The organism is Geodermatophilus sp. SYSU D00079 (genome assembly GCF_054050635.1).
In genome coordinates, this window is record NZ_JBJGZS010000024.1 from 1 (window position 1) to 25448 (window position 25448).

30 protein-coding genes are annotated in these 25448 nt (G+C 75.2%); 7 read left to right on the forward strand and 23 right to left on the reverse strand.

Features of this window, described 5'->3' with window-relative positions:
* Positions 1-133 precede the first annotated feature (133 nt).
* The 3 genes from ACI79E_RS17330 to ACI79E_RS17340 all read right to left on the reverse strand — a co-directional run bounded on the left by ACI79E_RS17330 (position 134) and on the right by ACI79E_RS17340 (position 3070).
* Positions 134-1132: an ABC transporter substrate-binding protein gene (locus tag ACI79E_RS17330; protein WP_456933806.1), complete on the reverse strand. Its 999-nt coding sequence runs from the start codon at positions 1130-1132 to the stop codon at positions 134-136.
* 46 nt (positions 1133-1178) lie between these two features.
* Complete coding sequence (locus ACI79E_RS17335) at positions 1179-2375, reverse strand: cytochrome P450 (RefSeq protein ID WP_456933807.1); 1197 nt, start codon at positions 2373-2375, stop codon at positions 1179-1181.
* A 170-nt stretch (positions 2376-2545) separates the two neighbouring features.
* The gene (locus ACI79E_RS17340) at positions 2546-3070 is read right to left on the reverse strand and encodes a MarR family winged helix-turn-helix transcriptional regulator (RefSeq protein WP_456933808.1); all 525 of its coding nucleotides are present in this window, start codon (positions 3068-3070) and stop codon (positions 2546-2548) included.
* A gap of 64 nt (positions 3071-3134) precedes the next feature.
* Here ACI79E_RS17340 and dhaL point away from each other — a divergent pair, with 64 nt between their 5' ends.
* Positions 3135-4838 (forward strand): dihydroxyacetone kinase subunit DhaL, encoded by a 1704-nt coding sequence (dhaL, locus tag ACI79E_RS17345; protein ID WP_456933809.1) that lies wholly within the window; start codon positions 3135-3137, stop codon positions 4836-4838.
* Positions 4839-4842: 4 nt separating this feature from the next.
* On the opposite strand, the gene ACI79E_RS17350 is transcribed toward dhaL, so the two are convergent.
* The 3 genes from ACI79E_RS17350 to ACI79E_RS17360 form a co-directional block, all read right to left on the reverse strand.
* Positions 4843-5355, reverse strand: coding sequence for a DinB family protein (locus ACI79E_RS17350; protein WP_456933810.1), 513 nt, complete (start codon positions 5353-5355; stop codon positions 4843-4845).
* Between the two features lie 107 nt (positions 5356-5462).
* Positions 5463-6032: a hypothetical protein gene (locus ACI79E_RS17355; RefSeq protein ID WP_456933811.1), complete on the reverse strand. Its 570-nt coding sequence runs from the start codon at positions 6030-6032 to the stop codon at positions 5463-5465.
* Between the two features lie 148 nt (positions 6033-6180).
* Positions 6181-6738: a hypothetical protein gene (locus tag ACI79E_RS17360; protein WP_456933812.1), complete on the reverse strand. Its 558-nt coding sequence runs from the start codon at positions 6736-6738 to the stop codon at positions 6181-6183.
* Between the two features lie 200 nt (positions 6739-6938).
* Between ACI79E_RS17360 and ACI79E_RS17365 the strand changes: the two genes are divergently transcribed.
* A complete protein-coding gene (locus ACI79E_RS17365; RefSeq protein ID WP_456933813.1) occupies positions 6939-8909 on the forward strand; it encodes a hypothetical protein in 1971 nt (656 codons plus the stop codon).
* A 59-nt stretch (positions 8910-8968) separates the two neighbouring features.
* Positions 8969-9370, forward strand: coding sequence for a hypothetical protein (locus ACI79E_RS17370; RefSeq protein WP_456933814.1), 402 nt, complete (start codon positions 8969-8971; stop codon positions 9368-9370).
* Positions 9371-9392: 22 nt separating this feature from the next.
* Here the strand turns inward: ACI79E_RS17370 and ACI79E_RS17375 are convergent, their stop codons facing one another.
* Entirely contained in the window at positions 9393-9614 is a 222-nt protein-coding gene (locus tag ACI79E_RS17375; RefSeq protein WP_456933815.1) for a hypothetical protein, read from the reverse strand.
* A gap of 105 nt (positions 9615-9719) precedes the next feature.
* Positions 9720-11891, reverse strand: coding sequence for an RNA polymerase recycling motor ATPase HelR (gene helR, locus ACI79E_RS17380; RefSeq protein WP_456933816.1), 2172 nt, complete (start codon positions 11889-11891; stop codon positions 9720-9722).
* A gap of 225 nt (positions 11892-12116) precedes the next feature.
* Between helR and ACI79E_RS17385 the strand changes: the two genes are divergently transcribed.
* A complete protein-coding gene (locus ACI79E_RS17385) occupies positions 12117-13181 on the forward strand; it encodes a DUF2332 domain-containing protein (protein ID WP_456933817.1) in 1065 nt (354 codons plus the stop codon).
* A gap of 74 nt (positions 13182-13255) precedes the next feature.
* On the opposite strand, the gene ACI79E_RS17390 is transcribed toward ACI79E_RS17385, so the two are convergent.
* Positions 13256-13819, reverse strand: a complete 564-nt coding sequence (locus ACI79E_RS17390; protein WP_456933818.1) for a dihydrofolate reductase family protein — start codon at positions 13817-13819, stop codon at positions 13256-13258.
* Positions 13820-14196: 377 nt separating this feature from the next.
* A complete protein-coding gene (locus tag ACI79E_RS17395) occupies positions 14197-14445 on the reverse strand; it encodes a hypothetical protein (RefSeq protein WP_456933819.1) in 249 nt (82 codons plus the stop codon).
* Between the two features lie 143 nt (positions 14446-14588).
* Between ACI79E_RS17395 and ACI79E_RS17400 the strand changes: the two genes are divergently transcribed.
* Entirely contained in the window at positions 14589-15305 is a 717-nt protein-coding gene (locus ACI79E_RS17400) for a TIGR02391 family protein (RefSeq protein WP_456933820.1), read from the forward strand.
* On the opposite strand, the gene ACI79E_RS17405 is transcribed toward ACI79E_RS17400, so the two are convergent.
* The 13 genes from ACI79E_RS17405 to ACI79E_RS17465 form a co-directional block, all read right to left on the reverse strand.
* Positions 15302-15862: a hypothetical protein gene (locus tag ACI79E_RS17405; protein WP_456933821.1), complete on the reverse strand. Its 561-nt coding sequence runs from the start codon at positions 15860-15862 to the stop codon at positions 15302-15304. The genes ACI79E_RS17400 and ACI79E_RS17405 overlap by 4 nt on opposite strands.
* Complete coding sequence (locus ACI79E_RS17410; protein WP_456933822.1) at positions 15859-16983, reverse strand: hypothetical protein; 1125 nt, start codon at positions 16981-16983, stop codon at positions 15859-15861. The genes ACI79E_RS17405 and ACI79E_RS17410 overlap by 4 nt, the downstream gene beginning before the upstream one ends.
* Positions 16984-17145: 162 nt before the next feature.
* Complete coding sequence (locus tag ACI79E_RS17415) at positions 17146-17439, reverse strand: hypothetical protein (RefSeq protein ID WP_456933823.1); 294 nt, start codon at positions 17437-17439, stop codon at positions 17146-17148.
* Positions 17440-17631: 192 nt separating this feature from the next.
* The gene (locus ACI79E_RS17420) at positions 17632-18318 is read right to left on the reverse strand and encodes an E3 binding domain-containing protein (protein WP_456933824.1); all 687 of its coding nucleotides are present in this window, start codon (positions 18316-18318) and stop codon (positions 17632-17634) included.
* Entirely contained in the window at positions 18315-18482 is a 168-nt protein-coding gene (locus ACI79E_RS17425) for a hypothetical protein (RefSeq protein WP_456933825.1), read from the reverse strand. The genes ACI79E_RS17420 and ACI79E_RS17425 overlap by 4 nt, the downstream gene beginning before the upstream one ends.
* Before the next feature lie 189 nt (positions 18483-18671).
* Entirely contained in the window at positions 18672-19163 is a 492-nt protein-coding gene (locus ACI79E_RS17430; protein WP_456933826.1) for a helix-turn-helix domain-containing protein, read from the reverse strand.
* Between the two features lie 223 nt (positions 19164-19386).
* Positions 19387-19599: a hypothetical protein gene (locus ACI79E_RS17435; RefSeq protein WP_456933827.1), complete on the reverse strand. Its 213-nt coding sequence runs from the start codon at positions 19597-19599 to the stop codon at positions 19387-19389.
* Positions 19600-19777: 178 nt separating this feature from the next.
* Entirely contained in the window at positions 19778-20689 is a 912-nt protein-coding gene (locus ACI79E_RS17440) for a WhiB family transcriptional regulator (protein ID WP_456933828.1), read from the reverse strand.
* Positions 20680-21456 (reverse strand): hypothetical protein, encoded by a 777-nt coding sequence (locus tag ACI79E_RS17445; protein WP_456933829.1) that lies wholly within the window; start codon positions 21454-21456, stop codon positions 20680-20682. Before ACI79E_RS17445 ends, ACI79E_RS17440 begins: the two co-directional genes overlap by 10 nt.
* Entirely contained in the window at positions 21453-22178 is a 726-nt protein-coding gene (locus tag ACI79E_RS17450; RefSeq protein WP_456933830.1) for a hypothetical protein, read from the reverse strand. The genes ACI79E_RS17445 and ACI79E_RS17450 overlap by 4 nt, the downstream gene beginning before the upstream one ends.
* A gap of 584 nt (positions 22179-22762) precedes the next feature.
* Entirely contained in the window at positions 22763-22972 is a 210-nt protein-coding gene (locus ACI79E_RS17455; RefSeq protein WP_456933831.1) for a hypothetical protein, read from the reverse strand.
* A gap of 146 nt (positions 22973-23118) precedes the next feature.
* The gene (locus ACI79E_RS17460; protein ID WP_456933832.1) at positions 23119-23376 is read right to left on the reverse strand and encodes a hypothetical protein; all 258 of its coding nucleotides are present in this window, start codon (positions 23374-23376) and stop codon (positions 23119-23121) included.
* Entirely contained in the window at positions 23373-23621 is a 249-nt protein-coding gene (locus ACI79E_RS17465) for a helix-turn-helix transcriptional regulator (RefSeq protein ID WP_456933833.1), read from the reverse strand. Before ACI79E_RS17465 ends, ACI79E_RS17460 begins: the two co-directional genes overlap by 4 nt.
* Positions 23622-23761: 140 nt before the next feature.
* On the opposite strand from ACI79E_RS17465, the gene ACI79E_RS17470 reads away from it, so the two are divergent.
* Both ACI79E_RS17470 and ACI79E_RS17475 read left to right on the forward strand, forming a co-directional pair.
* Positions 23762-24295, forward strand: coding sequence for a helix-turn-helix domain-containing protein (locus ACI79E_RS17470; protein WP_456933834.1), 534 nt, complete (start codon positions 23762-23764; stop codon positions 24293-24295).
* Between the two features lie 3 nt (positions 24296-24298).
* The gene (locus ACI79E_RS17475; RefSeq protein WP_456933835.1) at positions 24299-25438 is read left to right on the forward strand and encodes a tyrosine-type recombinase/integrase; all 1140 of its coding nucleotides are present in this window, start codon (positions 24299-24301) and stop codon (positions 25436-25438) included.
* The last annotated feature ends 10 nt before the right edge of the window (positions 25439-25448 follow it).

The following is a 25448-nucleotide window of genomic DNA, read 5'->3' on the forward strand; positions in this document are numbered from 1 at the left end:
CCCCCCCCCCCCCCCCCCCCCCCCCCCCCCCCCCCCCCCCCCCCCCCCCCCCCCCCCCCCCCCCCCCCCCCCCCCCCCCCCCCCCCCCCCCCCCCCCCCCCCCCCCCCCCCCCCCCCCCCCCCCGGGAGGTGCTCAGCCCTGCTCGTGGTACGCCAGGAGCCCGTCCAGTGCGGTGGCGCCGTCCTCCAGGACGCCGTTGCGCTCCGCGACGTCGGCCACCCGCTCCAGCGGCTCGCGGGGCAGGTCGCTGCTGAACCGGGTCAGCACCATGGTCGGGATGAGCGCCGGGTCGATCTGCGTGAAGTTCGGCAGCTCGGCGCGGACCTCGTCGTCGTGCCCGGCCGCGTACTCCATGGACTCCTCGACCGCGGCGGTGAAGGCCTCGACCAGCTCGGGGTCCTGCTGCGTCTTCCGGTCGGTGGTCACGTACAGCGCGGTGATGAAGTCCGGGTCGGTCTCCACGAACTGGGACGCGACCAGGCGGTTGCCCTGGGCCTTGGCCACCCCGAGGAAGGGCTCGCTGGTGGCGATCGCGTCGACCTGGCCGGCGGCCATGGCACCGGCCATGTCCTGCAGCGGCAGCTCGACGAACGACACCGAGTCCGGGTCGGCGCCGGCCGCCTCGACCGCCGCGCGGGTGGTGAGCTCGTGCAGGCCGAGCAGCGCGTTGACCGCGACGCGGCGGCCGGCGAGGTCACCGGCGTCCTGGATGTCGCTGGCCTCGGGCACCAGGACCCCGCCGTGGTCGGCGCCCTCCTCACCGGTGGACCGGCCGCCCTCGGCCACGGCCGACAGCGGCAGGCCCTCGTCCCGCGCCTGCAGCAGCGTGACCACGTTGGCGTAGACGAAGTCGTAGGAGTCGTTCATCAGGCCGGGGACGAGGGCGGCGCCGCCGGTGCCGAACTGGATGTCGAGCTCGATGCCGCGGTCGGCGAAGAAGCCCTGGGCCTCCCCGACGTAGAGCGAGGCGACGTCGACCACCGGGACGACGCCGACGGTGACCGTCTGCAGCTCGCCGGCGCCCGTGGTCGCGGCGCTGCCGGCGGCGTCGTCGTCACCGCCCCCGCAGGCGGACAGGGTGAGCGTCGCGGCGGCCAGGCCGGCCAGCAGCGTGCGCGTGGGGGTTCTCATGTCGTCCTCCGTTGGTCGACGAGGGGTCGGGTGGTGCGCGGGTCGGTCAGGCGGCGTGGGCGCGGACGGGCAGCGACCGCAGTCCGCGCAGCCAGTTGTTGGCGATCAGCTCGGGCTCGCCGGTGAGCTCGAGGCGCTCGACGCGGCGGGCCAGCGCGGTGAGCAGGCACTCGGCCTCCAGCCGGGCGATGAGCGAGCCGACGCAGCCGTGGACGCCGGTGCCGAAGGCGAGGTGGCCGGTCGCGCGGCGGGTGATCCGGAACTCGTCGGGGTCCTCCCACCGTCGCGGGTCGCGGTTGGCCGCGCCGAGGAAGAGCAGCACCTTCTCGTCGGCGCCCAGCTCGATGCCGCCGAGCTCGACCGGGACGTTCGTCGTCCGCCCGATGATCGGGCTGGGGGCGGTGTGGCGGAGGCCCTCGTCGAAGGCGAAGCGGGCCAGCGTGGGCGTCTCCCGCAGCAGCTGCCACTGGTCGGGGTTCTCGATCAGCGCGCGCAGCGTCAGGCCGATGCCGAAGATCGTGGTGTCGACGCCCGCGGACAGGATCGAGCGGACCATCATCGACGCCTCGTGCTCGGAGATCTCCCCGCTGTCGGCGGCGGCGAAGATGTCGGCCGCCAGCCCGTCGGGGCGCAGCGCCTCCCGCCGCATCTGCCAGGCCACGTAGGCCGGTGAGTCCCCCGCCAGCTCGACGGCCTCCTCGTAGAGCTCGTTGCGCGGGCCCATCGCCTGGAAGTTGAGGTTCGAGTACGGCAGCAGGTGCCTGCGCCCCTCGGGCACGAACCCGACCGCGTCGGGCAGCACGGTGAGGGGGAACGCCTGGGCGAGGTCGATGGCGGCGTCGAACTCCCCGCGCTGGAGCACCTCGTCGACCAGCCGCTCGGCGGTGGCGGCGAAGTCCGCGCGCAGCCGGCGGACGGCGGCCGGCCCGAGGGCCCGTGTCATGACCGCCCGGCGCGGGGTGTGGTCGGGGGGGTCGGCCTCGAGGAGCACGCTGGGCTCCCGCCAGTTCTCCGCCCGGCGGGTGTTGGTGACGCCGGTGCCGGCGGTGGAGGTGAACCGCTCCCAGTCCTTGAACACCTGCTCGACCAGGTCGTGCCGGCCGGTGGCCCACACCTCGTGGGCGGGCAGCCACACGACGGGCGCGGTCTCCCGGATGAGCGCGTCGACGCGCAGGGGATCGGCCAGCGACTCCCTGCTGAACGGGTCGACGTCCACGACGGGGCGTCCGGTGGTGCTGGTCATGACGGGGCTCCAGGGGCGTGACCGGGATTACGAGTTGCTATATCAACTCGGCGTAGTGGACAGTCCCGGTCGCGCCTTGTCAAGCTTGCGGCGAGCGCGAGTTGCTATGTCAACTCCCGACGTCCGACCCGACCCCGCGAGGAGGACCGATGCCCGTGGCCCCCGGCCGCTCAGGGGTGCGGTGCCGGCCCCGGGGAGGCGTCGGAGGCGGGGTCCTCCCCCTCCCCCGGGCCGGCCGCCTCGGAGAGGTTGTCGTGCATGCGGCGCAGGAAGTCCCGCAGCAGGCCCACCTCCTCCTCGCTGAAGCCGCGCAGCATCCGGCGTTCCCGCTCCAGCGCCAGGGGCAGCAGCTGGTCGTGCAGGGCGACGCCCTCCGCGGTCAGGTAGAGGCGCCGCTGGCCGTCGACCCGCTCGATGGTCACGAGGCCGCGCCCGGCCAGCCCGGCCACGCTGCGGGAGACCACCGACTTGTTCAGGCCGAGCACGGTGCAGACCGCGCCGGCGGTCGCACCGGGGTGGTTGCCGAGCGCGGAGACGATCCGCCAGTCGTTGACCCCCACGCCGAAGCGGCGCATGTACTGGAACGTCGAGCCCCATGACAGGGCGTTGGCCACCAGGGACAGGTAGGCAGGGGTGTACGCCTCGCGGTCGATGGTCACCGGCAGCTTCTCCCGGTGCGGCTGCAGACCGCCCACCCCGGCCCCCCTCCCTGTCGTGTCCGTGCCCTCCCCACCCCGAGCCCGTCGAGGAGACCATCCCATGACCAAGCTGATCAACGAGCCCGGCAGCGTCGTCGCCGAGGCCCTCGACGGGCTGACCGGCGCGGTCGCCGGCACGTCCCGCCTCGCGGGCTGGACGACGGCGGTGCGCAGCGACGTCTCGGCGGTCCGGGACGCGGGGCGGGTCGCGGTGGTCTCCGGCGGCGGCGCCGGCCACGAGCCCGCGCACGCCGGCTACGTCGGCGCCGGGATGCTCACCGCGGCGGTCGCGGGCGAGGTGTTCACCTCCCCGTCCGTGGACGCCGTCCTGGCCGCCGTCCGGGCCGTGGCGTCACCGGCCGGGGTGCTGCTGGTGGTCAAGAACTACACCGGGGACCGGCTGAACTTCGGGCTGGCCGCGGAGCTGGCCCGGGCCGAGGGCACGCCGGTCGAGGTGGTCGTGGTCGCCGACGACGTGGCCCTGGCCGCCGGCGGGGGCGCCGGGCGGCGCGGGATCGCCGGCACCGTCCTGGTGCACAAGGTCGCCGGCGCCGCGGCCGAGGCCGGCCTGCCGCTGGCGGAGGTCGCCGCCCGGGCGCGTGCGGCCGCCGACGCCGTCCGGACCATGGGGGTCGCCCTGTCGCCGTGCACCGTGCCGGGCGCGGACCGGCCGTCGTTCACGCTGGGCGAGGACGAGATCGAGTGGGGGCTGGGCATCCACGGCGAGGCCGGGGTCGAGCGCACCCCCGCCCGACCGGCCGACGAGATCGCCGCCGGGCTGCTCGACCGCATCGTCGCCGACGGCGGCCACGGGACGGGCACCCGCGTCGCCCTGCTGGTGAACGGGCTCGGCGCGACCCCGCCCCTCGAGCTCGACGTGGTGGCCCGCGCGGCGCTGGCGGACCTGCGCCGCCGCGGCCTGGTCGTGGAGCGGGTCTGGGTGGGCAGCTTCCTCACCGCGCTGGACATGGCCGGCTGCTCGCTGAGCCTGCTGCCGGTCGACGACGACGTCCTGGCCGCGCTCGACGCCCCGACCACCGCGCCGGCGTGGTCGGCGCACGGCGGCACCCCGCCGGCCGCGCCCGGCACCGTCGAGGTGTCCGGCGCCGACGACCCGGCCGCCAGCGGGGAGCTGGCCGCCGGGGACCCGCTGCGCCGGGCGCTGGAGGCGGCGGCCGGCTGCCTGCTCGACGCCGAGCAGGAGCTCACCGACCTCGACCGGCAGGTCGGGGACGGCGACCTGGGCACCAGCCTGGCCCGCGGCGCTCGGCAGCTCCTCGCGGACGTCGCCGGCTACCCGGGTCAGGACGGGCCCGCCGCGGTGCTGCGGGCGGCCTCGGCCACGGTCCGCCGCTCGGTCGGCGGGACGTCGGGGCCGCTGTACGCGGCGATGCTGATGCGCGCCGCCGCCGCGCTGCCCGACGACGGCGCCGTCGACGCGGCCGGGTGGTCGGCGGCGTTCACCGCGGCCGTGGACGGCGTGCAGGAGATCGGCGGCGCGCAGCCCGGTGACCGCACCATGGTCGACGCCCTGCGGCCCGCCGCCGACGCCCTGGCCCGCGGCCTGGCCGACGGCTCGGGCGTGCGGGCGGCGCTGGAGGCCGCCGTGGCCGCGGCGCAGGAGGGCACCCGGGCGACCGCCGACGTCGAGGCCCGGCTCGGCCGGTCCAGCTACCTCGGGGCGCGGGCGGTGGGGCACCCCGACCCCGGCGCCTCCGCCGTCGCGCTCTGGCTGGCCGCCGTCACCGGGACCGTGGGCGGCTGACCGCTCAGTAGTAGCTCCGGACGCCGTCGAGCTGCTCCCGCAGCAGGTCCAGGTGCCCGACGTGGCGGGCGACCTCCTCGACCATGTGCAGCAGGATCCACCGCAGGGTCAGCGCGTCGGCGCCGTACCGGGTGTTGCGGCCGCGGACGTCCAGGTCGGCCGCGGCGGTGATCGCGTCGGAGGCGGCGCACTGCCGCGCGTACTCGTCCAGCAGCTGCGCCAGCGGGGTGTCCCCGACGTCGTAGTCGGCCGAGGCGTCGTCGCCGAACTGCGGGTTGCCGTCGGCGGGGCGGTCGAGGAAGAGCACCTCGAACCAGCAGTGCTCCACCCAGCGCAGGTGGCCGACCAGCCCGGCGACGGTCATGCGCGGTGACGTGGGCAGCAGGGCGCGGTGGGCGTCGTCGTCGGACAGCCCCTCGCACTTGTGGTGCACCACCGCGCGCTGCAGGTCCAGCCAGGCCACCAGCTGGGTGCGTTCGTCGGCGGTGCCGGGCGGGCGGTTCCGCGGTGGTGTCACCCCGCGGACCGTAGCGGCGTCGCCGGTCCGGCTGCGGCGCGACGGTGCGCGCCGCAGCCGGCCGTGCAGCTCGGCGTCGGTGGCGGCCCACCCCGCCCGGCACGCGCCTAGCCCTGCCCGCGGCACCAGGCCTGCAGCGTCTCGCGGGCGTCGCGCCACGGGTCGGCGTCGCTCTCGTCGAGGGTCTCGCGGGTGGCGAGGCCGTCGTGCAGGGCGGTGACCGCGGCGAGTGCGGGCGCCGCCGCCCCGGGCAGCCCGGCGCCACCCCGGGCCGCGGCGTCCTGGGCCCGCTGCCAGGCGGTGCGCATGTCCGCGGCCGCGGCCGTCCGGTCCCCACCACCGGCGCCCTCCGACAGCGCCTCCACCTCGTAGCGGGCCACCGCGGCGGTCAACGCGTCCACCACGTCGGCGCAGGCCGCCACCACCGGCGACACGGTGACGGCGGCCTCGCGCGCGGCCTCCTCCGAGTCGGCCGCCTCGACCGGCCCCGGGTCCGGGGCCGGGTCCGGGGCCGGGTCCGGTGGGGCCGGATCGGGTGGGGCCGGATCGGGTGGAGCGGGGTCGGGCGCGGCCGTCGCCGGGGCGGCGCCGGCGGCCGGGTCGGTCGCCTCGCCGCTGCAGCCGCACAGGACCAGGACGACGAGCGCCGAGCCCAGCAGCGGTCCGCGCGTGCGCATGCCCGACGGTGACACCGCCACGGCGACGGCGCACCCGGCGGCGCCGGGGCACCGTCGCGTCGTCACCGAGCGGCGGCCCGACCCGACGCCGCACCGGCCATCCGCGACCGGCCCGGGGGATCCGCCCCGGGCCGGTCGCGGGTCCGGCTCACAGCACGAGCTCGGCCACCAGACCGGCGAGCGGCTTCCCGAGGGAGCCCCACCAGTTCGGACTGGTCGTCCAGCCGACGTCGGCGACCCCGGGGTGGCGGTCCAGGTGCACGAGGAAGTCCGCCGCCGGCTTGACGTTGACGTTCAGCAGGGCGACCGGCGTGCCCGTCGGGATGGGGCGGCCCGGTTCGCCCGTCGCCCCCCAGACGAGCCACTCCGGCCGGGGCGACCCGCTCCACTTCAGGTTGATGCCGGCGGTGCGCTCGGCGTAGTGCAGGAAGGCGTCGCCGCCGCCGATGCCGAAGGAGACCGGCTCACCGGTCAGGACCTCCCGCTCCTGGCCGTCGGGCAACCGGAGGTGCACCTTCCGCTCCTGCGGGTTGGTCGTGAACGCGAGGTTGATCCCCGCCGGCTGCTCCCCGTACGTGAGGAAGGCGCCCTTCGGCTGGCAGAACAGGTTGTAGCCGCTGTGCGCCGTGTACGAGTTCTGAGCGGTCAGGTTGCCCGGCTTGCCGCCGAACTGCCAGATCAGGACGGGGGCGGGGAGAGCGGTCATGTCGGTGCCTCTCGTGAGGGACTCGGAGTCGCGCCGGGCTCGGCCGCCCGGCGGGAACGGGGGTTCCACCCGGTACGGCGTGACGTCCCGTTCCACGCCGTTCCACCGGGACGGCCGGTGCGCGCCGTCGGCCGTATCAGCGGCACGGACCGTCGCCTCCGTCTCCAGGAAGGGTCGTCACCGGAGGACCGGGAGGCTGCGTGACCACGTGTGCTGGCTCGATCCGCATCGGGGCCCCCGACGCCGCGGAGCCGACCGAGCCCCTGGGCGCGGACGTCCCCGACCTGCTGCGCCTCGGGGAGGAGGCGCTGCACGTGGACGGGTGCCTGCTCGCCGGTCGGCGGTGGTTCGACGCGGCGTACCGGGCGGCACGGGCCCAGGAGCGGCCCGAGGAGACGGCCCTGGCGGCGGTCGGGCTCGGCGGCCTGTGGGTGCACGAGCGCCGGGCCGCCACGGACGCCGCCGAGGTCGAGGCGCGCCAGCGCGAGGCCCTGCGTGGGGTCGACCCGCGCTCCCCGGTGGGTCTGCGGCTGCGCGTGCGGCTCGCCGGTGAGGCGGACTACCGCGGCGGCGGGCACGCCGCGGTGCTGGCCGCGCTGGACGAGGCCCGTGCGGCGGACGACCCGCTCGCGCTGGCCGAGGCGCTCAGCACCGCACACCACTGCCTGCTGGGGCCGGAGCACGCCAGGCGGCGGATCGCGCTGGCCGACGAGCTCCTGCGCGCCGGCGCCCGGACCGGTCGTCGCGGCGACGTCCTCATGGGCCTGCTCTGGCGCACGGTCGACCTCTTCCTGGTCGCCGACCCGCAGGCCGAGCGGTCGCTGGCCGAGCTCGACGCCGCCCTGGCCGACCAGGACCACCGGGCCGTCGGCTTCATCGCCGCCGCCTGCCACGTCATGCTGCGCATCCGCGACGGCCGCTTCGACGAGGCCGAGGCCCTCGCCGCCGACTGTGCCGAGCGGGGCGCCACGGCGGGGGACGCCGACGCCCTGGGCTGGTACGGCGCCCAGCTGGCCGCCATCCGCTGGTTCCAGGGACGCAGTGCCGAGCTGGTGCCGGTGCTCGCGGACGTGGTGCACTCACCGACGCTGAGTGCGGCCGACAACGCCTTCTTCGCCGGGCTGGCGGCGGCCGCCGCGACCGCCGGCGACCAGCGGCAGGCGCGCTGCGCGCTGGGCCGGCTGTGCGGTCGCGGCCTGTCCACGGTGGTGCACTCGAGCAGCTGGCTCGTGGCCATGAACGGCGTGGTGGAGACCGCCCACCTGCTGGACGACGTGCCGACCTCCGCCGAGGCGTACGCCCTCCTGCTGCCCTTCGCCGAGCTGCCCATGATGGCCAGCCTCGCCGTGGCCTGCTTCGGCTCCACGCACCACGCACTGGGCGTGGCCTCCCTCACCGTCGGGGACCTGGATCGCGCGGTCACGCACCTGGAGGCCGCGGTCCGGGCCAACGAGGCGCTCGGGCACTGGCCGGCCGCCGTCCTGTCCCGGCACCGCCTGGGCGAGGCGCGCCGCCGCCGGGCACGCCCGGGCGACGGCGCGTCGGCCGACGCCGACCTGGCCGCCGCGGCCGCCGAGGCCGCGTCCCTCGGCATGGTCCTGCCCCCGGTCGGCGTCCCACCCGGCGCTCGCGTCCCCGACGTGCCCCGGTGCCGGCGGCGGGGGCGGACGTGGGAGGTGCGGCTGGGATCCCGCACCGCGGTCGTCGACGACAGTGTCGGGATGCGGTACCTGGGCACGTTGATCGCCCACGCGGGGCAGGAGATCCCGGCCATCGAGCTCGCCCAGGGAGCGCTGCCGGCCGGCGCGCCGGACCCCGCGCGGGCGGTCGGGTCGAGACAACCGCGGCTGGACGAGGCGGCCGCGCGGGACTACCGCCGCCGCCTGGCGGAGCTGCAGGCGGAGATCGACGAGCACGACGCCGCGAACGACCCGGAGCGCGCGGCGCGGGCCCGCGCGGAGCGGGACTGGCTGCTCACCGAGCTGCGGGCCGCGGCCGGGCTGTCCGGGCGGGTGCGCCACTTCACCGACAGCTCCGAACGGGCCCGCATCGCGGTGACCAAGGCGGTCCACCGCGCCCTGGACCGGCTGGAGGCGGCCGACGCGGTGATCGGTGCCGAGCTGCGCAGCCGCGTGCAGACCGGTCTGCGCTGCTGCTTCCACCGGGAGTGAGCGCCGCGGGCCCACCCCGGCAGCGGCGGGGTGTCGGTGCCCGCGGGCAGGATCGGGGCATGGCTGCCTTCTTCCTCCCCCGGGCGAGCGACGACGAGCAGGCGGAGCGGCTCTACGACGCCCTCGCCGAGTTCGCCGGGTGCGAGCCCGCCCCGCCCGGCCGCCGCGTGCAGGCGATCGCCTTCACCCAGGACGGCGCCGAGTGGGTGGCCGAGGTCGGGGAGGAGCTCCGCGGGCGGCGGACCACGCAGCAGCTGCGCCGCGGCGAGCTCATCGAGCGCACCGAGACCCTCACGTCGACGTCCCGCGTCCTCGCCGTCTACCCGGGCACGCCGTTCGTGGTCGTCACCGACGCCCAGCCGATCACCGGCACGCCGTCGGAGTGGGCGAACCCGTTCACCGCCCGGCCCGACCGGGTCACCTGGTTCGACGGCGCCCGGCCGGGTGGGTCGTCCACGTGATGCCCGGCGGCCGGCGGGCCGTTCAGTCCTCCTCCTGCGCGGCCGCCCGTCTCTCCGCGCCGGTCTCGCCCTCGTAGCCGACGTCCTGACCGGCCACGCGCCCGACGAAGGTCGCGGACTCCCCCGTCCCCGTCGTGCCGTCCGCGTCCGGCTCGTCGCCGGCGCCACCTCCCGTGGCACGCGACAGCGCCTGCGCGTCGTCGCGTCCGACGTCGTCCTCTCCCGGTCGCGGGTCAGGCTGCATGGCTCGTCCTCCGTGTCACCCGGCGGTCCCGCGTGGGCAGCGGGCAGGGCGGACCTGATCTGCCCGGCTCGGGCCGTCACCACACGGCCTCGCGGGCTGCCGGGGTCAGGCGCTGGTGAGGACGACCAGCTGCTGGGTCGCCCGGGTCATCGCCACGTAGCGGTCGACCGCCCCCTCGGTGCCCGTGCCGAAGGCCTCCGGGTCGACGAGCACGACCAGGTCGAACTCGAGGCCCTTCGACAGCTCCGGGGTCAGCGACCGGACGCGGGGCCGCGGGCGGTACCGGGCCGGGGACGCCGGGGCGCCGATGACGCAGGCGACCCCCTCGGCGTGCGCGGCGAGCCACGTGTCGAGGATCGACTCCAGCTCCGCCACCGGGGCGTGCACGACGGGGACGCCGCTGGTGCGGATGGACGTCGGCACGTTGGCGTCGGGGAGCACCGCGCGGATGACCGGCTCGGCCGCCGCCATGACCTCGGCCGGCGTCCGGTAGTTGACGGTGAGGGTGGCCAGGCGGACGTCGTCGAGCCCGATCCGCCGCAGCCGTTCCTCCCACGACCCGGGGAACCCGTGCCGGGCCTGGGCGCGGTCGCCGACGATGGTGAGGCTGCGCGACGGGCAGCGCAGCAGCAGCATCTGCCACTCCGCGTCGGTCAGCTCCTGCGCCTCGTCGACCACGACGTGCGCGAACGGGCCGGCCAGCAGGTCCGGATCCGCGGTGGGCAGCGCGGCCTCGTCGACCAGGGCCTCCCGGAGGTCGGAGTGGCGCAGGCTGGTCATCAGCAGCAGCTCGGAGTCGTCGGTCGCGATCAGCTCGTCGATGACGTCGGCCATGCGCTCGCGCTCGGCGGCGGCAGCGGCCTCCTGCCGCCGCCGGCGCCGCGAGGTCCCCGGGTCGCCGAGCCGCTGCCGCGCCGCGTCCAGCAGCGGCAGGTCCGACACCGTCCAGGCCCGGGGGTCGTCGCGCTGCAGGGCCCGGACGTCCTCGCGGCTGAGCTCCGGGGCGCACCGGCGCAGGTAGGCGGGCACCGACCACAGGTCGGCGACGACGTCGGTCGCCTCGAGCAGCGGCCACGCGCGGTCGAAGGCCGCGACCAGCTCCCTGTCCCGCGCCAGCGACCGGCGCACGAGCTCCGGCGCGGCGTCCTCGTCGTCGTCCCCGTGCTTGTCCACGAGGATCGCGACGAGTGCGTCCCAGACCTGGTCGCGCGCCTCGTTGTGCGGCGTGCCGGGGTCCGGCGTCTCGAACGCCTCGGCCCAGTCCTCGGGCCCCAGCCAGACCTCGGACCACGGGGTCTCGACCCACGTGCCCGTGGTGGGCGGTTCCTCGTAGAACCGCACCGCCGCCTCGATCGCCGACACCAGGGCCGTCGACGACTTCACCGCGGCCACGTGCGGGTCGTGCTCGGTCCCGGCGGTCGCGCCCTCCGGGACGAGGTCGCGCAGGGTGCAGACCTGCACCCCCTCCTCCCCGAGGCTCGGGAGGACGTCGGAGACGTAGGCCAGGTAGGGCTGGTGCGGACCGACGAACAGCACGCCGCCGCGGCGGTGGCCGAGGCGGGAGTCGGAGTACAGCAGGTAGGCGGTGCGGTGCAGGGCGACGACGGTCTTCCCCGTGCCGGGACCGCCGTCGACGACGAGCGCGCCGCCGGACCCCGCCCGGATGACCGCGTCCTGGTCGGCCTGGATGGTCCCGAGCACGTCGCGCATCCGGTCCGACCGGCTGCCGCCCAGGCTGGCGAGGAAGGCGGACTGGTCGTCGAGCGCGGCGGCGTGCCCCTCGAACCCGTCCGGGGTGAAGACCTCGTCCCAGTAGTCGGTGATCCGGCCCCGGGTCCAGCGGTACCGGCGGCGGCTGACCAGGCCCATCGGGTGGGCGTGGGTCGCGCCGAAGAACGGCTCGGCGGCCGGCGAGCGCCAGTCGACCAGGAGCCGGCGTCCCGAGCCGTCGGTCAGACCCAGCCGCCCGACGTACACCGGCTCGGGGTCGTCGGCGCCGACCACGTGCCCGAGGCACAGGTCCAGCCCGTAGCGACGCAGGGTGCGCAGCCGGGTGGTCAGCCGGTGGATCTCCAGGTCCCGGTCCAGCGCCTCCTGGCCGGTGCCGCCGGGCGCCCGGCGCTCGGCGGCGAGGCGGTCGGACAGGTCGGCGATCGACTGCTCGAGGCTGGCGGCGATGGCGGCGAAGTGCTGCTCGTCGCGGGCGGTCAGCGCCGGGTCGTCCTTGGCGGCGAGGTCCTCGGGGAGGTCGAACACGCTGGTGGTCAGCGGACTCACGTCATCTGCTCCGATCTGGGGCCGACCGCGGCCACCGGTTCGCCCCGGTGCCGCCGATCCCGGCCTCGGCCGGCGATTCTGCGGCCCTCCCGGGTCTTGCCACAAGCCCCCGGGTGCGCTATACGTTCGAGTGGGACGGAGATCGAGTGCCTTCTCTCCCGTCCCCGTGGTCCGGCCGATCCCTCGTGACGCCGGTTGCCGACCGATCGCAGGGAGCGCCGCCCCGTGGCCAGGGCCCGCACGCTCGCCGAGGTGTACCGGCGCTTCGGCGAGGCCGAGGCCGCCGGCACCTCGCCGCTGTACGAGCGCGTCGCCGTCGCCCTGGGCGGGTCGGACGAGGCGCTGCGCGCCATCGGGACGGCGCCGGCGCGCGGGCGGCACCCCGCGGTGGTCCTCGCCGCGCTGCACGACCTCGTCCTCGCCGGACGCGCCCCGGCGCTGGCCGCGGCCTACGCCGCCGGGGACGGCGACGCCGCCGCCGGCGCGGCGGTCGACACGCTGCTGCGGATGACCGCCCCGGTCGTGGCCACCGCCGGACGCCGGAGGACGCAGACCCTCGAGACCGCACGCTGCGCCGTCCTGTACCCGGCCGTCGCCGAGGCGGCGCGCCGGGTGGGCGCGGACGCGGTCGGGCTGGTCGCGGTGGGCTGGTCGGCCGGGCTGGACCTCCACCTCGACCGCGTCGGCGTCACGTACAGCACCGGGCAGACGCTGGGCGACCCGTCGTCCCCGGTGCAGCTGTCGGCGTCGGTCGTGGGCGACCGGCCCGTCCCGGCCCGGACGGTGCCGCCGGTCGTGGCCCGGATCGGCGTCGCCCCCGAGCCGGTGGACCCGGCCGACCCCGACGACGCCCGGTGGTTGCGCGCCTGCGTGGCGCCGGACCGGCCCGAGGAGGCCGCGCTCCTCGACGCGGGGCTGGCGGTGGTGGCGACGGCCCCTCCGCTGCTGCTGCGGGGGGACGCCGTCGAGGGCCTGCCCGACGCCGTCGCCCGTGTGCCCGCGGACGCGCTGCCCGTCGTCACCACGACGTGGGCGCTGTCCCGCCTGCCGCTGGAGGGCCGCCTGCGTTTCCTGCACCGTCTCGACGAGGCCGCGGCCGGCCGGCCGGTGGCGTGGGTGTCCGCGGAGGGGGTGGGGGTCGCCCCGGCGATCCCGACGCTCGGCGACCGCCGCGCCTCCGGCCACAGCACGATCGGCCTGGCGGTGTGCGCCGGGCCGACGCTGCACGCCGAGGCGGTCGGCCGCTGCTGGTCGCGGGGCCGGCTGCTGGCGTGGCTGGCCGGTCCCTGAGCCCGACCGCGTCGGTGTCGGGGCCGCCCTCGTCGCGCTCGGGCCGCTGGAGGGCGTCAGGGACCGTCGGGCACTCAGTGCCTGGTCTCGTACCTGGTCAGGACCACGCCGTCGGGGAAGGTCCGGGTCTCCACCAGGGTCAGGTCCACCCAGTCGTCCAGGGCCGTGAAGAACGGCGTGCCGCTGCCCACCAGCACCGGTGCGGTGACCAGCACGTACTCGTCGATCAGCCCTGCCCGCATCGCCGCTGCGGCGAGTGTGGCGCCGCCGATGTCGATGGGGCCGCCGTCCTCGGCCTTGAGCCGGGTGATCTCGGTGACCGCGTCGCCGGTGACCAGCCGGGTGTTCCCGTCGACCGCGCTGATCGTGGAGGAGAACACCACCTTCGGCATGTCCCGCCAGCGGCGGGCGTACTCGATCTCCGCCGGGGTGGCGCCGGGCTGCTGGTCGGCGGTCGGCCAGTGGGAGCTCATCGCCTCCCACAGTCTGCGCCCGTACAGCGCCAGGCCGGTCGCCGCCACCCGGTCGGACCAGAACTGGAACAGCTCGTCGCTCGGCACGCTCCACCCGAGGTCGTCGCCGGGCGCGGCGACGTAGCCGTCCAGGGTCACGTTCATGGCGAAGGTCAGTCTCCGCACGGCGTCAGCCTCCGGTGAGTCGGTGTCCGGCGTAGAGACCGGCGCGGCGCGGGCAGCTCATCGGTCAGGCGACACCTCCGTGCTCGGCGGGTCGCAGACTGTGTCCGGACCGTCGCCCCCGCTGGACGCACGGGTCCAGGTCGGCGGGGGCGACGGACGAGTCGGCCTGTACGCCGGGTACAGGTGGGGCCTGTTCCGGCGCTCGGCGCTGACGTGGCCGGACCCTACGTATGGCGGGTCTGACCTGCGAGGAGGCGTCCCGAGGGCGTCATGCCGTGTCACTGCGCATACCGGGGTTCTGTGGGCAGCGTGTGGGCAGCGCGCACGGCTCGGAAAGGGCCTGGCAGAGACAGCACGGACGACCACCGGCCACTGTGTCATCGGTGGCGGCGCTTCTCCCGCAGCCGGGCAATCTCGTCGCGGACCTCCTGCCGCCGCTTCTCCCGTATCCGGCGCTCGGCGTCCCGCTCGCCCTCCGCCCAGGCGTCATCCAGGGCGTTGCGGCGGCGGACGCCCGCTTGCCGCCGCCACCTCTCTTGCTTGGCCTGGTGGTAAGTGGACGGCCCGGTATGCCGCCACACCAGCCACACCAACCAGAACAGCCCGGCGATCAGCAGGAACTCCACGGCGTCACCTCCGCCCTGGAGTCTGCAGCGGCAGCCAGGAAGGCGGCCAGGGGTGGAGCGGGGGCAGCGAGTCAGTCGTCGAGCGAGACCTGTACGGAGACACGTGAGTAACAGCCCGTGCACGGGCGAACTAACCTGCGAGTGTGGGGGTTGACGCTAGCTTCGCGCAGCAGCGGTTCGGGGCCTACCTGGATCTTTGGGACCGGTACCTCAACTACTACAACTACGACCAGGAGCAGGACCGCACCGAACTCGCCGACGACATCATCAGAGCTCAGCCGACGATCAGCCGGCTTGTGACGGCGTGTGGGCAGCGCATGCTCGCGCGCAGAGGGACGAGCGAGGACACCTACAAGGAACATCGAGCGGCTGTCCTGCGCGCCCAGGGCTATCTCAACGACCGCGAGCCGCTGGCGAAGGCCTTGGGACCCCAGGCCCCCCAACTTCGGGCTGACACATTCCATCCGTGGGTCTGGGAGACGGCCGCCCCGCTGTGGACCAGCAAGCACTACCGGCAGGCTGTAGCCGCCGCTGCCGGGAACCTCAGCCTCAAGGTGCAAAGCAAGCTGGATCGCTGGGACGTGGCCGACGACGCCCTCATGACGGAGGCGTTGAGCGAGAAGCCGCCTGCGCCTGGCAAGCCCCGTCTACGAGTCCCGGCCACACCGGGACGACCGTTCGAGGAGGCGTTGCAGACCGGCGCGCTGTTCTTCGCCCGCGGGGTGTTCTCACTGCTGCGGAACCCAGCGACGCACAACGTCACCGAGGTGTGGGACGAGCAGCGAGCGCTGGAGGCCCTGGCCGCGCTCAGCGTCCTGGCGCGAACTCTGGACGCCGCCGTCGTGGAGGCTACCGACTAGCGGTGACCTCGGAGCGTCCCGTCGAGGTTGGCTCGTGGCCGGGCGACGTGGACGTATGCCGCGTACAGCCGGGACACCAGCATGTAGAAGACGACGGCGATGTAGGCGCTCAAGGCGACGGCCACCGCAGCCCAGAAGCCCACTACGTCGTTCTGGTCGTTGACCGAGACGTTCATGCCGATGACAAGGGCCACCCCGTCCAGCACACACGCCAGTGTGGCTGCGAGCAGGTGCGCCACGCTCTCGTCCAGACTGTCCCGCGCGGCATCTGGCTCTTCGCTGTAACCCACCTGCGTCTCCACCAGCCGCAGGCGCAGCGAGGCGATGAAGCCGAAGGAACCGACCAGCGCACCCGCGAGGAGAGACACCCCAGCGAGGAGCGCGTCAGGGGCGGCCAGCTTCCACCCCAGGCAGTGCGCGGGGATGAAGAGCAGCAGGGGCAGCGCCACCGCCACGCGGCCCACCCAGTCGGGCTCGTACCGCGAGGTGTCGCCCTTGGTCAGACCCTTGATCTGGGCGCGGATGACGGCGGTCGGGAGCAGTCGGTCGAAGGTCAACGCCCCTCCCCTACGTCCAAGTCTGTTGGCCACTGCAAGCCCACAGCGCTGGCATCCTCGCGGCCACCGAGCCGCTGCGCCACCGTCTTCACGGCCCGGTAGAAATCTATGCCGGAGGTACGACGGTTCGAGGGACCGTTGGTCTGCGGATACACGAACAGGTCCGTGAGCCGGCTCGGGCTGATTGCCCGGGTCCCGGCCTCGTCGGGCTTGATGTAGCCGTCACTGAAGTCGATTTCGGCCAGGTCTGTGTCGTCGATCAGGGCCGCCAACTGCTTGGCCCCCGCCGCGTCCGTGACCTTCTTGTCGTCAGCGACGTCCCGCTTGAGCCACCCACCGACGACCTGCCGGAGCTCGTCCACCTTGCTCTCGGCGATGTGGGGCGCGGTGACCCGGTAGAGCAGGTTGCCCTTGGGGCTCCGGGCAGTGTCGAAGCCGCGCTTCTCGAGGCGTATCTCGCCGAACTGTCCCGACTTCAGGATTTCGTCGAGGTGGTCCGGGTCGGTCATCTGCCGGAACAGGGGGTTCCACCACGGTCGTTCCTCGACGACAGCACCCGGGTTCTCCGCCTTGCGCTTCGTCATCTCCGCCCGGGCGAGGGCCTGGCTCTCGTGACGGAGCCAACGGGCCAGCAGGTCCGCTGGGCAGCTACGGCCGATGTCCTCGACGGCGAGTGTCCCGACCATGCCGGTGGAGGGCAGGTTGAGGATGAACCGGTAGCCGGACGACGGGGCGAACCCCTCTAGGGGCAGGTCCTCGGCATCCGGGTCGGGACCGAGCGCCAGGTCGTGCGAGCCGTACACACCCTTGCGGATCAGGCCGTAGACGATGTTTCCGCTGACGGCGGACCACTCCAGGCGGAACGCGGCCTTGCCGCGCAGCCGGTCCAGGATGGGCGCGTCCTCGTCCACCTCGGTGGCGTCGTCAGGAGCGTTCAGCTTCGGCTCACCGATGAGGAGGCGCTTCCCCATTCCGTTCAAGACCTGCGCCACCACCTGCCGGTAGTGCACGGCGTTGTCCTCGGTGCCGCAGGACTCCATGGGGTGGTACTTGCGCCCGTTGCTGCCCTCGGTGGATCGACGGATGGTCGCGTCGAACAGCCGGAACCCGTAGCGCGTCAAGCCTGAACCCCCCTGGAGTGACGCGAGCCAGGACAAGAACGGAAGTGGACCCGCGCGTCCTGGAACGTACTCGGCTCCTACAACGAGCGCTCCGTCCCGTGACGGAGCCGTGACAGCGCTGATCACTAAGGTCGGAGCGCACTGGTCCGACGACATGACGGGTTACGCGGGCACCCCGCCGGTGGACAGGACCACGCGCACCCCGAAGGGCAGGGCGTAGACCACCGGCCCGGACTCCCCCTCGCGGTCCAGCGTCACCAGCCCCACCACGTGCAAGGCGCTCAGGGCCACCGTGGCCCGCGTCCACGGCACCCCCAGGGCGGCGGCCACCTGATCGGCGGTGGCCGGACCGTGCTCACTCAGCCAGACCAGCAGCGGCACGGACAGGCCGGTCTCGTGGGCTGCGGTCAGCCGGTTCGCTGTCTCGAGTCGCTTGCGCAGGCCCCGGCGGGTCATCGCTGATCGGTCCTCTCGGTGGTGACGGTGCTGCTCGGGTGGACGGTGCTGGTGGCCGCTGCGCGGCGGGGTGCCACCCGAAGGGGCGGGGAGAAGGAGGAGACCCACCCCCTCGGGTGGCGGTGCGCCCCGGCGGGCACCTCGGTGGGACGAGCACCAAAGGGCAGGACCCCGCCAGGGCTGGTCGTGCGGCTACTCCCAGCCGGGCACGCTGCGCCGGGTGGGGCCGCTGCCGCCGTAGTCGACGGACACCTGCCGGTCCTGCGCCAGCAGCGCGCGGGCCTCGGTGTCCGCCTTGCCCTGGTACCGCTGCACCAGCGCGTACGCCTCGGCGTGCGTGGCGGCGGCGGCCACCGCGCGGCGGACCGGGGCGGGCACCTGGGCCAGCACGGACACGGGCAGCCCGGACGCGGTGAAGGCGATGCGCGGCTCGGGCTCGGGCTGCGCCTGGGGGGAGGCGGCGGCGTGCCAGGCGGCCCGCTCCGCGTCCTGTAGGTCCGCAGCGGCGCGCACGTCCGCCACGGTGACCTCCCCGCGGGGGCCGGTACCGGTCACCCGGCGCAGCGCCACCCCACGGGCGTCGGCGACCTCGCGGGCCTCGTACGAGCCGGCCGCGCCCGCGTTCTCGTTGACGATGGCGCGGTCCTGGGCCGGGAGGCCGCCCACGGTCAGGGACCGGGGCGCGGGCGGCACCAGGCGCAGACGGGGGGCGGGTGGCTGCGCGGCCTCCGTCTGCGGCTGCGCAGCGGCCCGCACGTCCTGTAGCCGGACCCGGCCGCCCTCCCCGGTGCCCTTCACGGCCACCAGGTTCACGCCCAGCTCGGCGGCCAGGCGGCGGCACGTGGGCGTCGCGCGGACCTCCCCCTTCCGGCGGCTCACCGGTTCATCCCAGCCAGGGCACGGGCGGCGGCGTACTGCGCGGCCAGCCGCTCCGCCTCGGCGCGGGCCTCAGCCCCGGACCGCTCCGCCGGGGGCGGGCTGTAGGCCGGGGCCGTGGTGGGCAGGCCCACCTTCGCGCGGGCCGCCAGGTACAGCGGCTCCACGGCCCGCTGCGCGGCCAGCTCGGGCAGGTCCCGCGTCGTCGTCGGTCAGCCCGTACGTGGCGCGCATCGCGTCCGCGCGGACCTTCGCCCGCCGGGCCTCGTCGTCGGCCGTCAACGCGGCCGCATACGCGTTGACGGCATCGGTGGCCCGCTCGTAGGCGGCCACCTCGTCCACCGTGGGGATCGTGGTCACTGCTGCTCCCTCCTGCTCTGCGCTGCCGCCAGGACGGCGGACAGCTCCACCAGCCACGTCCCGCCCCGCTTGGTGCCGGGCAGACGACCGTCGGCCAGGTAGTCCCGCACCCGCCGGGGCTTGAGCCCCAGCAGGCGGGCGGCTTCGCTGACCGTGACCAGCTCCGCCGGTGCCTCCCACGATGCCGAGCCGGGGCCAGGCGGCAGAGACGCTTGCCGGGTGCGGCAGTCCGGGGCGGCAGGGACGGCCCGGAGCGCGTCCAGGCGGGCGGACAGGGTGGCCATGAGGTCCAGCACCTCGGGCCGCACCGGCACCCCCGTGGACCGCTGATCGCGGACCGCGCCTGCCAGTGCGGTCAGCACGTCCTGGCAGGCCAGCGGGCTACTGAGGAGCACTCCCCCCGCGCCGAGGTCCAGGCAGTAGACCCCCGCGACCTCGGCTGGCCGGGCCACGCGGCGGCTGACCGGCTGCCGGGCGGGCCGTGCCACGGCCGGGGACGGGCCGGGGTGGGGACGCGGCGCGGTCACCGGGACACCACATGACGGGCGGCGCGGGCCGCGCGGCGGGCAGCGCGGGTGGCAGCGGTCCAACCCAGCAGCCGCAGACGACGGCAGGTGCGGCAGGACCGGCGGCCGTCCGGGTGCCGGTAGACCGTGCTGCCTGTGATCTGGTGCCCGCACTCCCCGATGACCGGCGGGGGCTGGCGGCCGGTCACCGGTCCACCCCCAGCAGCGCAGCCAGCTCGGCGCGCTCGGCGGGGGTGGTGTCTAGCGGCAGCAGGGCGGCGACCCGGCGGATGCCGTCAGCAGCGCGGCCCAGAGCCACGTCTCGGCGGGCGGCCACCATCACCGGGTCGTCCGCGCTGCGGCTACGGGTCAGGGCGGCCATGCGGCCAGCGGCGGCATGGCGGTCTGGAAGTGCCACGGTCGGCGGCCCTCCTGGGGGCCGTGCGTCCCCCTGGCGGGCCTACCGGGCTCGGCGGCGGACCAGGGGCGGCGCGGCAGCCCCGGCGGTGCGGCGGCTGCGATCACCACAATGCAGCGATCGGCCAACCGTGACGAGCGAGCGTGCCCAATCGGGCAGCGGCCCCAGCCGCCCCCCGCTACTGCCCCACCGCTACCGGGGAGACGGGCGCGCGGCAGCCCTGTTGCCGCAGCAGGCGGCGGCGCATCTGCGGGTCCATCCCGCCCCACACACCAAAGACCTCGCGGCCCGCCAACGCAGCGGCCAGGCACTCAGCGGCGACCGGGCAGCCCGCGCACAGCTCGGCAGCCCGCCCCGGCGGAGTCCCGTCCTCGTACCAGTCGTCCGGCCTACCGCTGACCCGGCACGGCGTGCGACCGCCCACCCGCGCCAGGGCATCCCCCAGGGCGGCGTAGGCAACCTCCGCCTCCGAGCTGCGGCGCTCCGTAGACGGCCACGGCCTCCGCCTTGACCAGTCCTGCGGCCACCGCCCGCCCCCGCCCCGCTCCACACGAGCCGGCATCAGACCCACCCCACCACAGCCACCAACGTGCTCGTCACTTCCTGGGCTCCTTCCGGCCGCCAGCTTGGCGAGAGCTGTGCTCGGCCGCGGTCTTGGCGCGAGTTGGGCTGCTATCGGGCATCCGTTGGCTCTTTCGTGAGTTCCGCTCGAATGGGGGAACGCCTGACGGACCGGCGCGGGGCCAGGCCCCGGGGGGTCCTGACTTTTTGCACGCCCCCTGCCTCCGTCTCTGTGGATCGTGCGGCGGGGTGCTGACTCAGCCGGCGGTTCGTACAGCGGTGGGCTGCTGCGCTGCTGCTTCGAGTTCTGGCTGGTGGCTGCGACTGGCCTGGCCGGTGTCTGGCTGCTCGGTACTGCTGTTGGGCAGCCGTGGTCTGCGTCGCGCGGCTGCTGGTGGTGCGTGGGGTGCGTGGCCTGGTGCCGGTGTGCCGGTGCCGTGGTGCCGGTGCCTCGCCAGCCTTCGCGCGCTGCGCTGCGCTGCGGTGCCCGTGTCCCGCTGTCGGTGTCCCGGTGCCCGCTCACAGCCATAGCCCAGGCAGGTCCGCCACGGCGGCGCTCATCGCGGCGGGGTCCGCCTCGTCGGGCAGCTCGTGGACGGTGACCCACGGGTGCCACGTACGGAGGGCGGTCACGTGCTCGCGCATGGCGGGCCCGACCCACAGGTGCCTGCCTACGCGGCCGGTGGCGGCGCGGAGGGTGCCGCGCGGCGGTCTGCACGCCACTGTCCGGGTCCACCCGTACCCCTGCCGGAGCACGTAGGGCGGGATGGCGCTGGGGGTGACGCCCGGACCCAGGATGCGCCCGGTCAGTTCCACCACGCCCAGGACGGCGTGCGGGACGGTGGCGAGATACATCGGGTCGTAGGCGAGGAGGGTGTCCAGGTGGGCGAAGCCGCGCACCCCGCAGGAGCAGTCTTCGGCGGGGGCGTCGAACGTGTAGGGGTGCGGCCGGTACTCGCTGGGCCAGTCGCATAGGCCGCGCAAGCTGCCACTGGTCCACCATCCGGCCGGCTTGCCTCGCGGGTACGGGGAGGACAGGACGCCCCGGTTCGGCGTCTCGGTGCCCAGGTACCACCAGCGCCAGGCGAGGACGGGCTGGTCGTCGGTGGCGGTGAGGGGGAAGGCGGGGGCGTACCCGTCGCGGTCGTCCTCGTCCGGCCCGAGGCGGACGGTGGGGACGCCGCCGAAGAACTGCCGGTACAGGCGGACGTGGCACGGCTGGCAGTACTCGGCCAGCGGGGAGGGCGGCCGGTCCGGGCCGAACGTGCGGAGGCAGTGCTCGCAGCGGTCGGTCACTGCGCCAGCCCCAGGGCGGCCTGGGTGCGAGCCCACTCGGCCTGGCGGCGGGCCTCGATGTCGGCGAGGGTCATGGGCTTGGGTGCCTCCTGCGCGGGGCGGGTGCTGGTCCGCTGGCGTGCTCGGTCACGCAGGTAGGTGGGGCCGCGCCTGTCGTGGAGGTACCGGCCCAGGCCGGACAGCACCTCGCATAGCAGGGCGTCCGCGACGCCCTCCCCGGTCAGTTCGGCCCAGGCGTCCACGTAGGCGGTCCGGTGCCCGTTGAGGTGCTGGCCGGTGTCCTGCTCCCAGCGGTCCAGGCGGCGGTCGGCCTGGGCGCGTAGCTCCTCGGGGCTGGGCGGCGGGACCGCCAGCACCAGGAGGTCGCTACGGTCCACCGGCCCGGCGGCGGCGTGCAGCGCCACCTCGGGATCGTCGGGGCGCAGGGCTCCCTCGGGGTCACCGCGCCAGCAGCCGAGCTCGTCCCACCGCTTCAGCCGGTGCCCGGCCTCGGTGCCGCAGACGGGGCAGAGGGTCAGCCGGTCCGTCACGTCCGCTGGCAGGTCCCGCAGCCGGTAAGCGCGGAAGCCCCGGCTGTCGCTGACCAGGCGGGTTCGGGCCGCGCTGCCGCGCCCGGCGTAGGGCAGGGACAGCACCAGGGCGCGCAGGTCGGCCTCGGTCTCGTGCGCGTCCTGCTGCGGCGGGTCCTGGCGGGGTGACACCGGCGTCACCCCGGTCGGCACGTCGACGACTGTGCCTGGCTGGCCGGGCTGGTCAGCGCCGTCGGCGGTGGCCCTTCCACTGACGGTTCCCTTGACGGTTATCGCGGGGCTGTCGCCCGCCACGGTGCGGGTCTGTCGCCCGCCACGGTGCGGGTCTGTCGCCCGCCACGGCTCGCTATCCGTGGCGGGTCTGTCGCCCGCCACGGCTGCCGCAGCGGCACGCTTCTCGGCCGCCTTCCTCCGGTCCGACACGCGCCGGTCGGCCTCCTTCCGGCGCAGCGCGTCCCGCTTGGCCTCCCTGACGTTCGGCGCGCCGGTCCGCAGCGTCAGCAGCCAGGCGGTGACCCCCCGCCGCATCGCCTCGTCCTCCGGGTGCGGCAACGGCTCGGACGCGGGTATGCGGACGATCTCGCCGTCCCGCTGCATCTGCGCCAGGGCGTCCCGCACCGTCCCCAGGTCCGTCCGCGCCTTGGCTGCGAGGGTGATGACTGCGGGCCAGGCGTAGCCGCGCTCGTTGGCGTGGTCTGCCAGCGCCACGGCCACGGCCATGAACGTCGCCGTCCTGGCCTGGCTGTGGTCCCACATCCACTTCGTCGCCTCGTGACTCACTCCCGCCCCCTGTCCAGCTCGGTGCGGACCACGCCGTCTGCGGCGCGCTGGCTGACCCCACCGGCGGCAGCGGCAGCGGTCAGGCACGACAGGACGACGACGCGGTCCAGGTGGCCCGCGGCCACGGCCGGGTGGAGGCGGGTGGCCTGGTCCGCCAGCAGGCCCATGAGCCCCGACTCGTAGCGGTGCTCGATGAGGAGGCGCACGGCATCCGTGAGGGCGGCACGCGCGGCGGTCCTGTCACCGGCTGCCGTACCGTCGATAGACGAGGCGGCTCGCTTGGTGGCGGTGCGCCTCTCGGTACTGGCCCGGTCCTCCGTTGGCAGCGGAGACCGGGCCGCGCCATTCCGGGTCACAGCGCACCACCACCGTCGGGCATCGGGAGGACCGCGAGCCGGCCGTCTGCGTGCTGGTGGAGGGCTTGGCGGGCGAGGAGCGCGTCCACGGCAGCGGCCACCACCTCGCGGGGCAGGCACACGCACGCGGCCACGTGGCCCAAGTCCACGCGGGCACCGGTGCGGGCACGGGTCACCTCGCGCAGGTGGCTCAGTACCAGGCGCTCACTGGTGGACAGGCGGCCGGGCATGACGGTGGGCGTGCGGCGGTTCACCTACGGGCCGCCTTCCGGCTGCGGGCCTCGCTGGCCCGCTCGTGGCGGTCCACCAGCGGGTCCCTCTGGGTCTGCTGGGCAATCCAGGCGTCGATGTCAGCGCGCCGGTAGCGGACGTGGCCGCCGATCCGCGCGCCCTTCGGGCCGCGCCCGTTGACCCGCCAGTTGCGCAGCGTGCCCGGCGTCAGCCCGAGCTCGGTCGCGAGCTGGGTGGTGCTGAGGAAGGTGTTCTCGGTGCTGGTCAAGGCGCTGCCTCCACGCCGTCGCGGGTGTGCGGCCCGGCACCTACCGATGCGGTGCGTTGCGGGCGGCCCCTGCTGCGACGGTACGTGGTTCATCACGCAGGAACATGGAAAGTGACCGTTCAAACGCCTATTCTCTTGTTATGGAGGCGCTGAGGGGCACCGCACGGGGCCAGGTACGGCGGCACACCAGCAGCGGGGCGGCCGGTAGCCCCGTGGAGAACGTGGAGCGGCAGGTCATCGAGCGGCTGCGGGCGGTCCGTAGCGCGCGGGGCCTGTCCCAGCGGGCCGTCGCGGAGGCGATGGTGGCCCGAGGCTTCGACGGCTGGTCCCAGGTCACGGCGTCCAACTGCGAGGCGGGCAAGCGGCCGCTGCGGCTGGGCGAGCTGGCGGGGCTGGCGGACGTGTACGGGGTGACCGTGGCGGACCTGCTGACGCCGGGTGAGGACGACCGTCCGGCCGCGCTGGCGGCCGTGGTGGAGGCGTCCGCCCGCATGGCGGAGGCGATGGAGGCGGTGCAGGCGGCGGAGCAGCGGCACGCACGCGCCGAGGCGGAGCTGGCGGCAGCCGCGCGGGAGCTGACGGAGGCGACCAGGCGTCAGTCAGCCGCCTTCCAGGACGCCATGCGGGCTGACCGGCACCTCGAGCAGATCCGCGCAGCGCGGCAAGAGGGCTGACCGGTGGCAGGCAGCATCACCCGGCACCCCAACGGGTCCTACCGGCCGCGCTACCGCGATGCGGACGGCAAGCAGCACGAGCGGCACTTCAAGACCCGCGCTGAGGCGCAGGCGTGGCTGGACCAGCAGACGGCGGCGATGGTGACGGGCACGCACGTGGACCCGCGCGCCGGGCGTCAGACCTTCCGCGAGTACGCGGAGGGCTGGCGGGCGATCCAGCACCACCGGCCCACCACGCAGGCGTACGTGGAGACGATGCTGCGGCGGCACGTGTACCCCACCCTCGGGGACCAGGCGTTGGGCGCGATCCGGCCGAGCCATGTGCAGGCGTGGTCCAGGGGCCGGGGTGACGCGCTGGCCCCGTCCACGGCCACGGTGGTGCATCGCATCGTCAGCGGCATCGTCCGGGCGGCGGTCCGTGACCGGCTCATCGCGTCCAGCCCGGCTGAGGGTGTCCGGCCACCGAAGCGGCACAAGCAGCGGGTGACTCCGCTGCCGGTAGAGGCGGTACACGCCCTGGCGGGTGCGGTGCAGGACCGCTGGCGTGCGGCGGTCCTGCTGGCCGCCGGGACGGGCATGCGGCAGGGCGAGGTGTCCGGCCTGACCGTGGACCGCATCGACTGGCTGCGGCGGACGGTGACGGTGGACCGGCAGCTCATCACCGTGCCGGGGAAGCCGCCGCACCTGGCCCCGCCGAAGACGGAGGCGAGTGTGCGGACGATCCCTCTGCCGCAGGTGGTGGTGGACGCGCTGGCCGCGCATCTGGCCGCCTACCCGGCGGGGCCGGACGGCTTCGTGTTCACCACTGCGGCCGGGACGCCGATGCGCCGGACCGCCTTCTCGGCCCAGGTGTGGCGTCCTGCGGTACGTGCTGCCGGGCTGCCGGTGGACACGGTGTTCCACAGCCTGCGGCACCACTACGCCTCCCTCCTCATCAGATACGGGGAGAGCGTGAAGACGGTGCAGGCCCGCCTCGGGCACGCCAGCGCGGCGGAGACGCTGGACACCTACAGCCACCTGTGGCCGGACAGCGATGACCGAACCCGCGAAGCCGTCGACAGCGCCCTAGGCGCACCGGCTGACGCTGCCGCCGACGGGCCGCCTGTGGGCAGATTGCGGGCAACCAGCACCCCCGCGAGGTGAACCCGCTGGT

Excerpts from the sequence above, each read along its gene's own strand:
- ACI79E_RS17330 (WP_456933806.1), bottom strand. The coding sequence starts at position 1,132 with ATGAGAACCCCCACGCGCACGCTGCTGGCCGGCCTGGCCGCCGCGACG.
- ACI79E_RS17335 (WP_456933807.1), bottom strand. The coding sequence starts at position 2,375 with ATGACCAGCACCACCGGACGCCCCGTCGTGGACGTCGACCCGTTCAGC.
- dhaL (WP_456933809.1), top strand. The coding sequence starts at position 3,135 with ATGACCAAGCTGATCAACGAGCCCGGCAGCGTCGTCGCCGAGGCCCTC.
- ACI79E_RS17355 (WP_456933811.1), bottom strand. The coding sequence starts at position 6,032 with ATGCGCACGCGCGGACCGCTGCTGGGCTCGGCGCTCGTCGTCCTGGTC.
- ACI79E_RS17360 (WP_456933812.1), bottom strand. The coding sequence starts at position 6,738 with ATGACCGCTCTCCCCGCCCCCGTCCTGATCTGGCAGTTCGGCGGCAAG.
- ACI79E_RS17370 (WP_456933814.1), top strand. The coding sequence starts at position 8,969 with ATGGCTGCCTTCTTCCTCCCCCGGGCGAGCGACGACGAGCAGGCGGAG.
- ACI79E_RS17375 (WP_456933815.1), bottom strand. The coding sequence starts at position 9,614 with ATGCAGCCTGACCCGCGACCGGGAGAGGACGACGTCGGACGCGACGAC.
- ACI79E_RS17415 (WP_456933823.1), bottom strand. The coding sequence starts at position 17,439 with ATGACCCGCCGGGGCCTGCGCAAGCGACTCGAGACAGCGAACCGGCTG.
- ACI79E_RS17440 (WP_456933828.1), bottom strand. The coding sequence starts at position 20,689 with ATGGCTGTGAGCGGGCACCGGGACACCGACAGCGGGACACGGGCACCG.
- ACI79E_RS17470 (WP_456933834.1), top strand. The coding sequence starts at position 23,762 with ATGGAGGCGCTGAGGGGCACCGCACGGGGCCAGGTACGGCGGCACACC.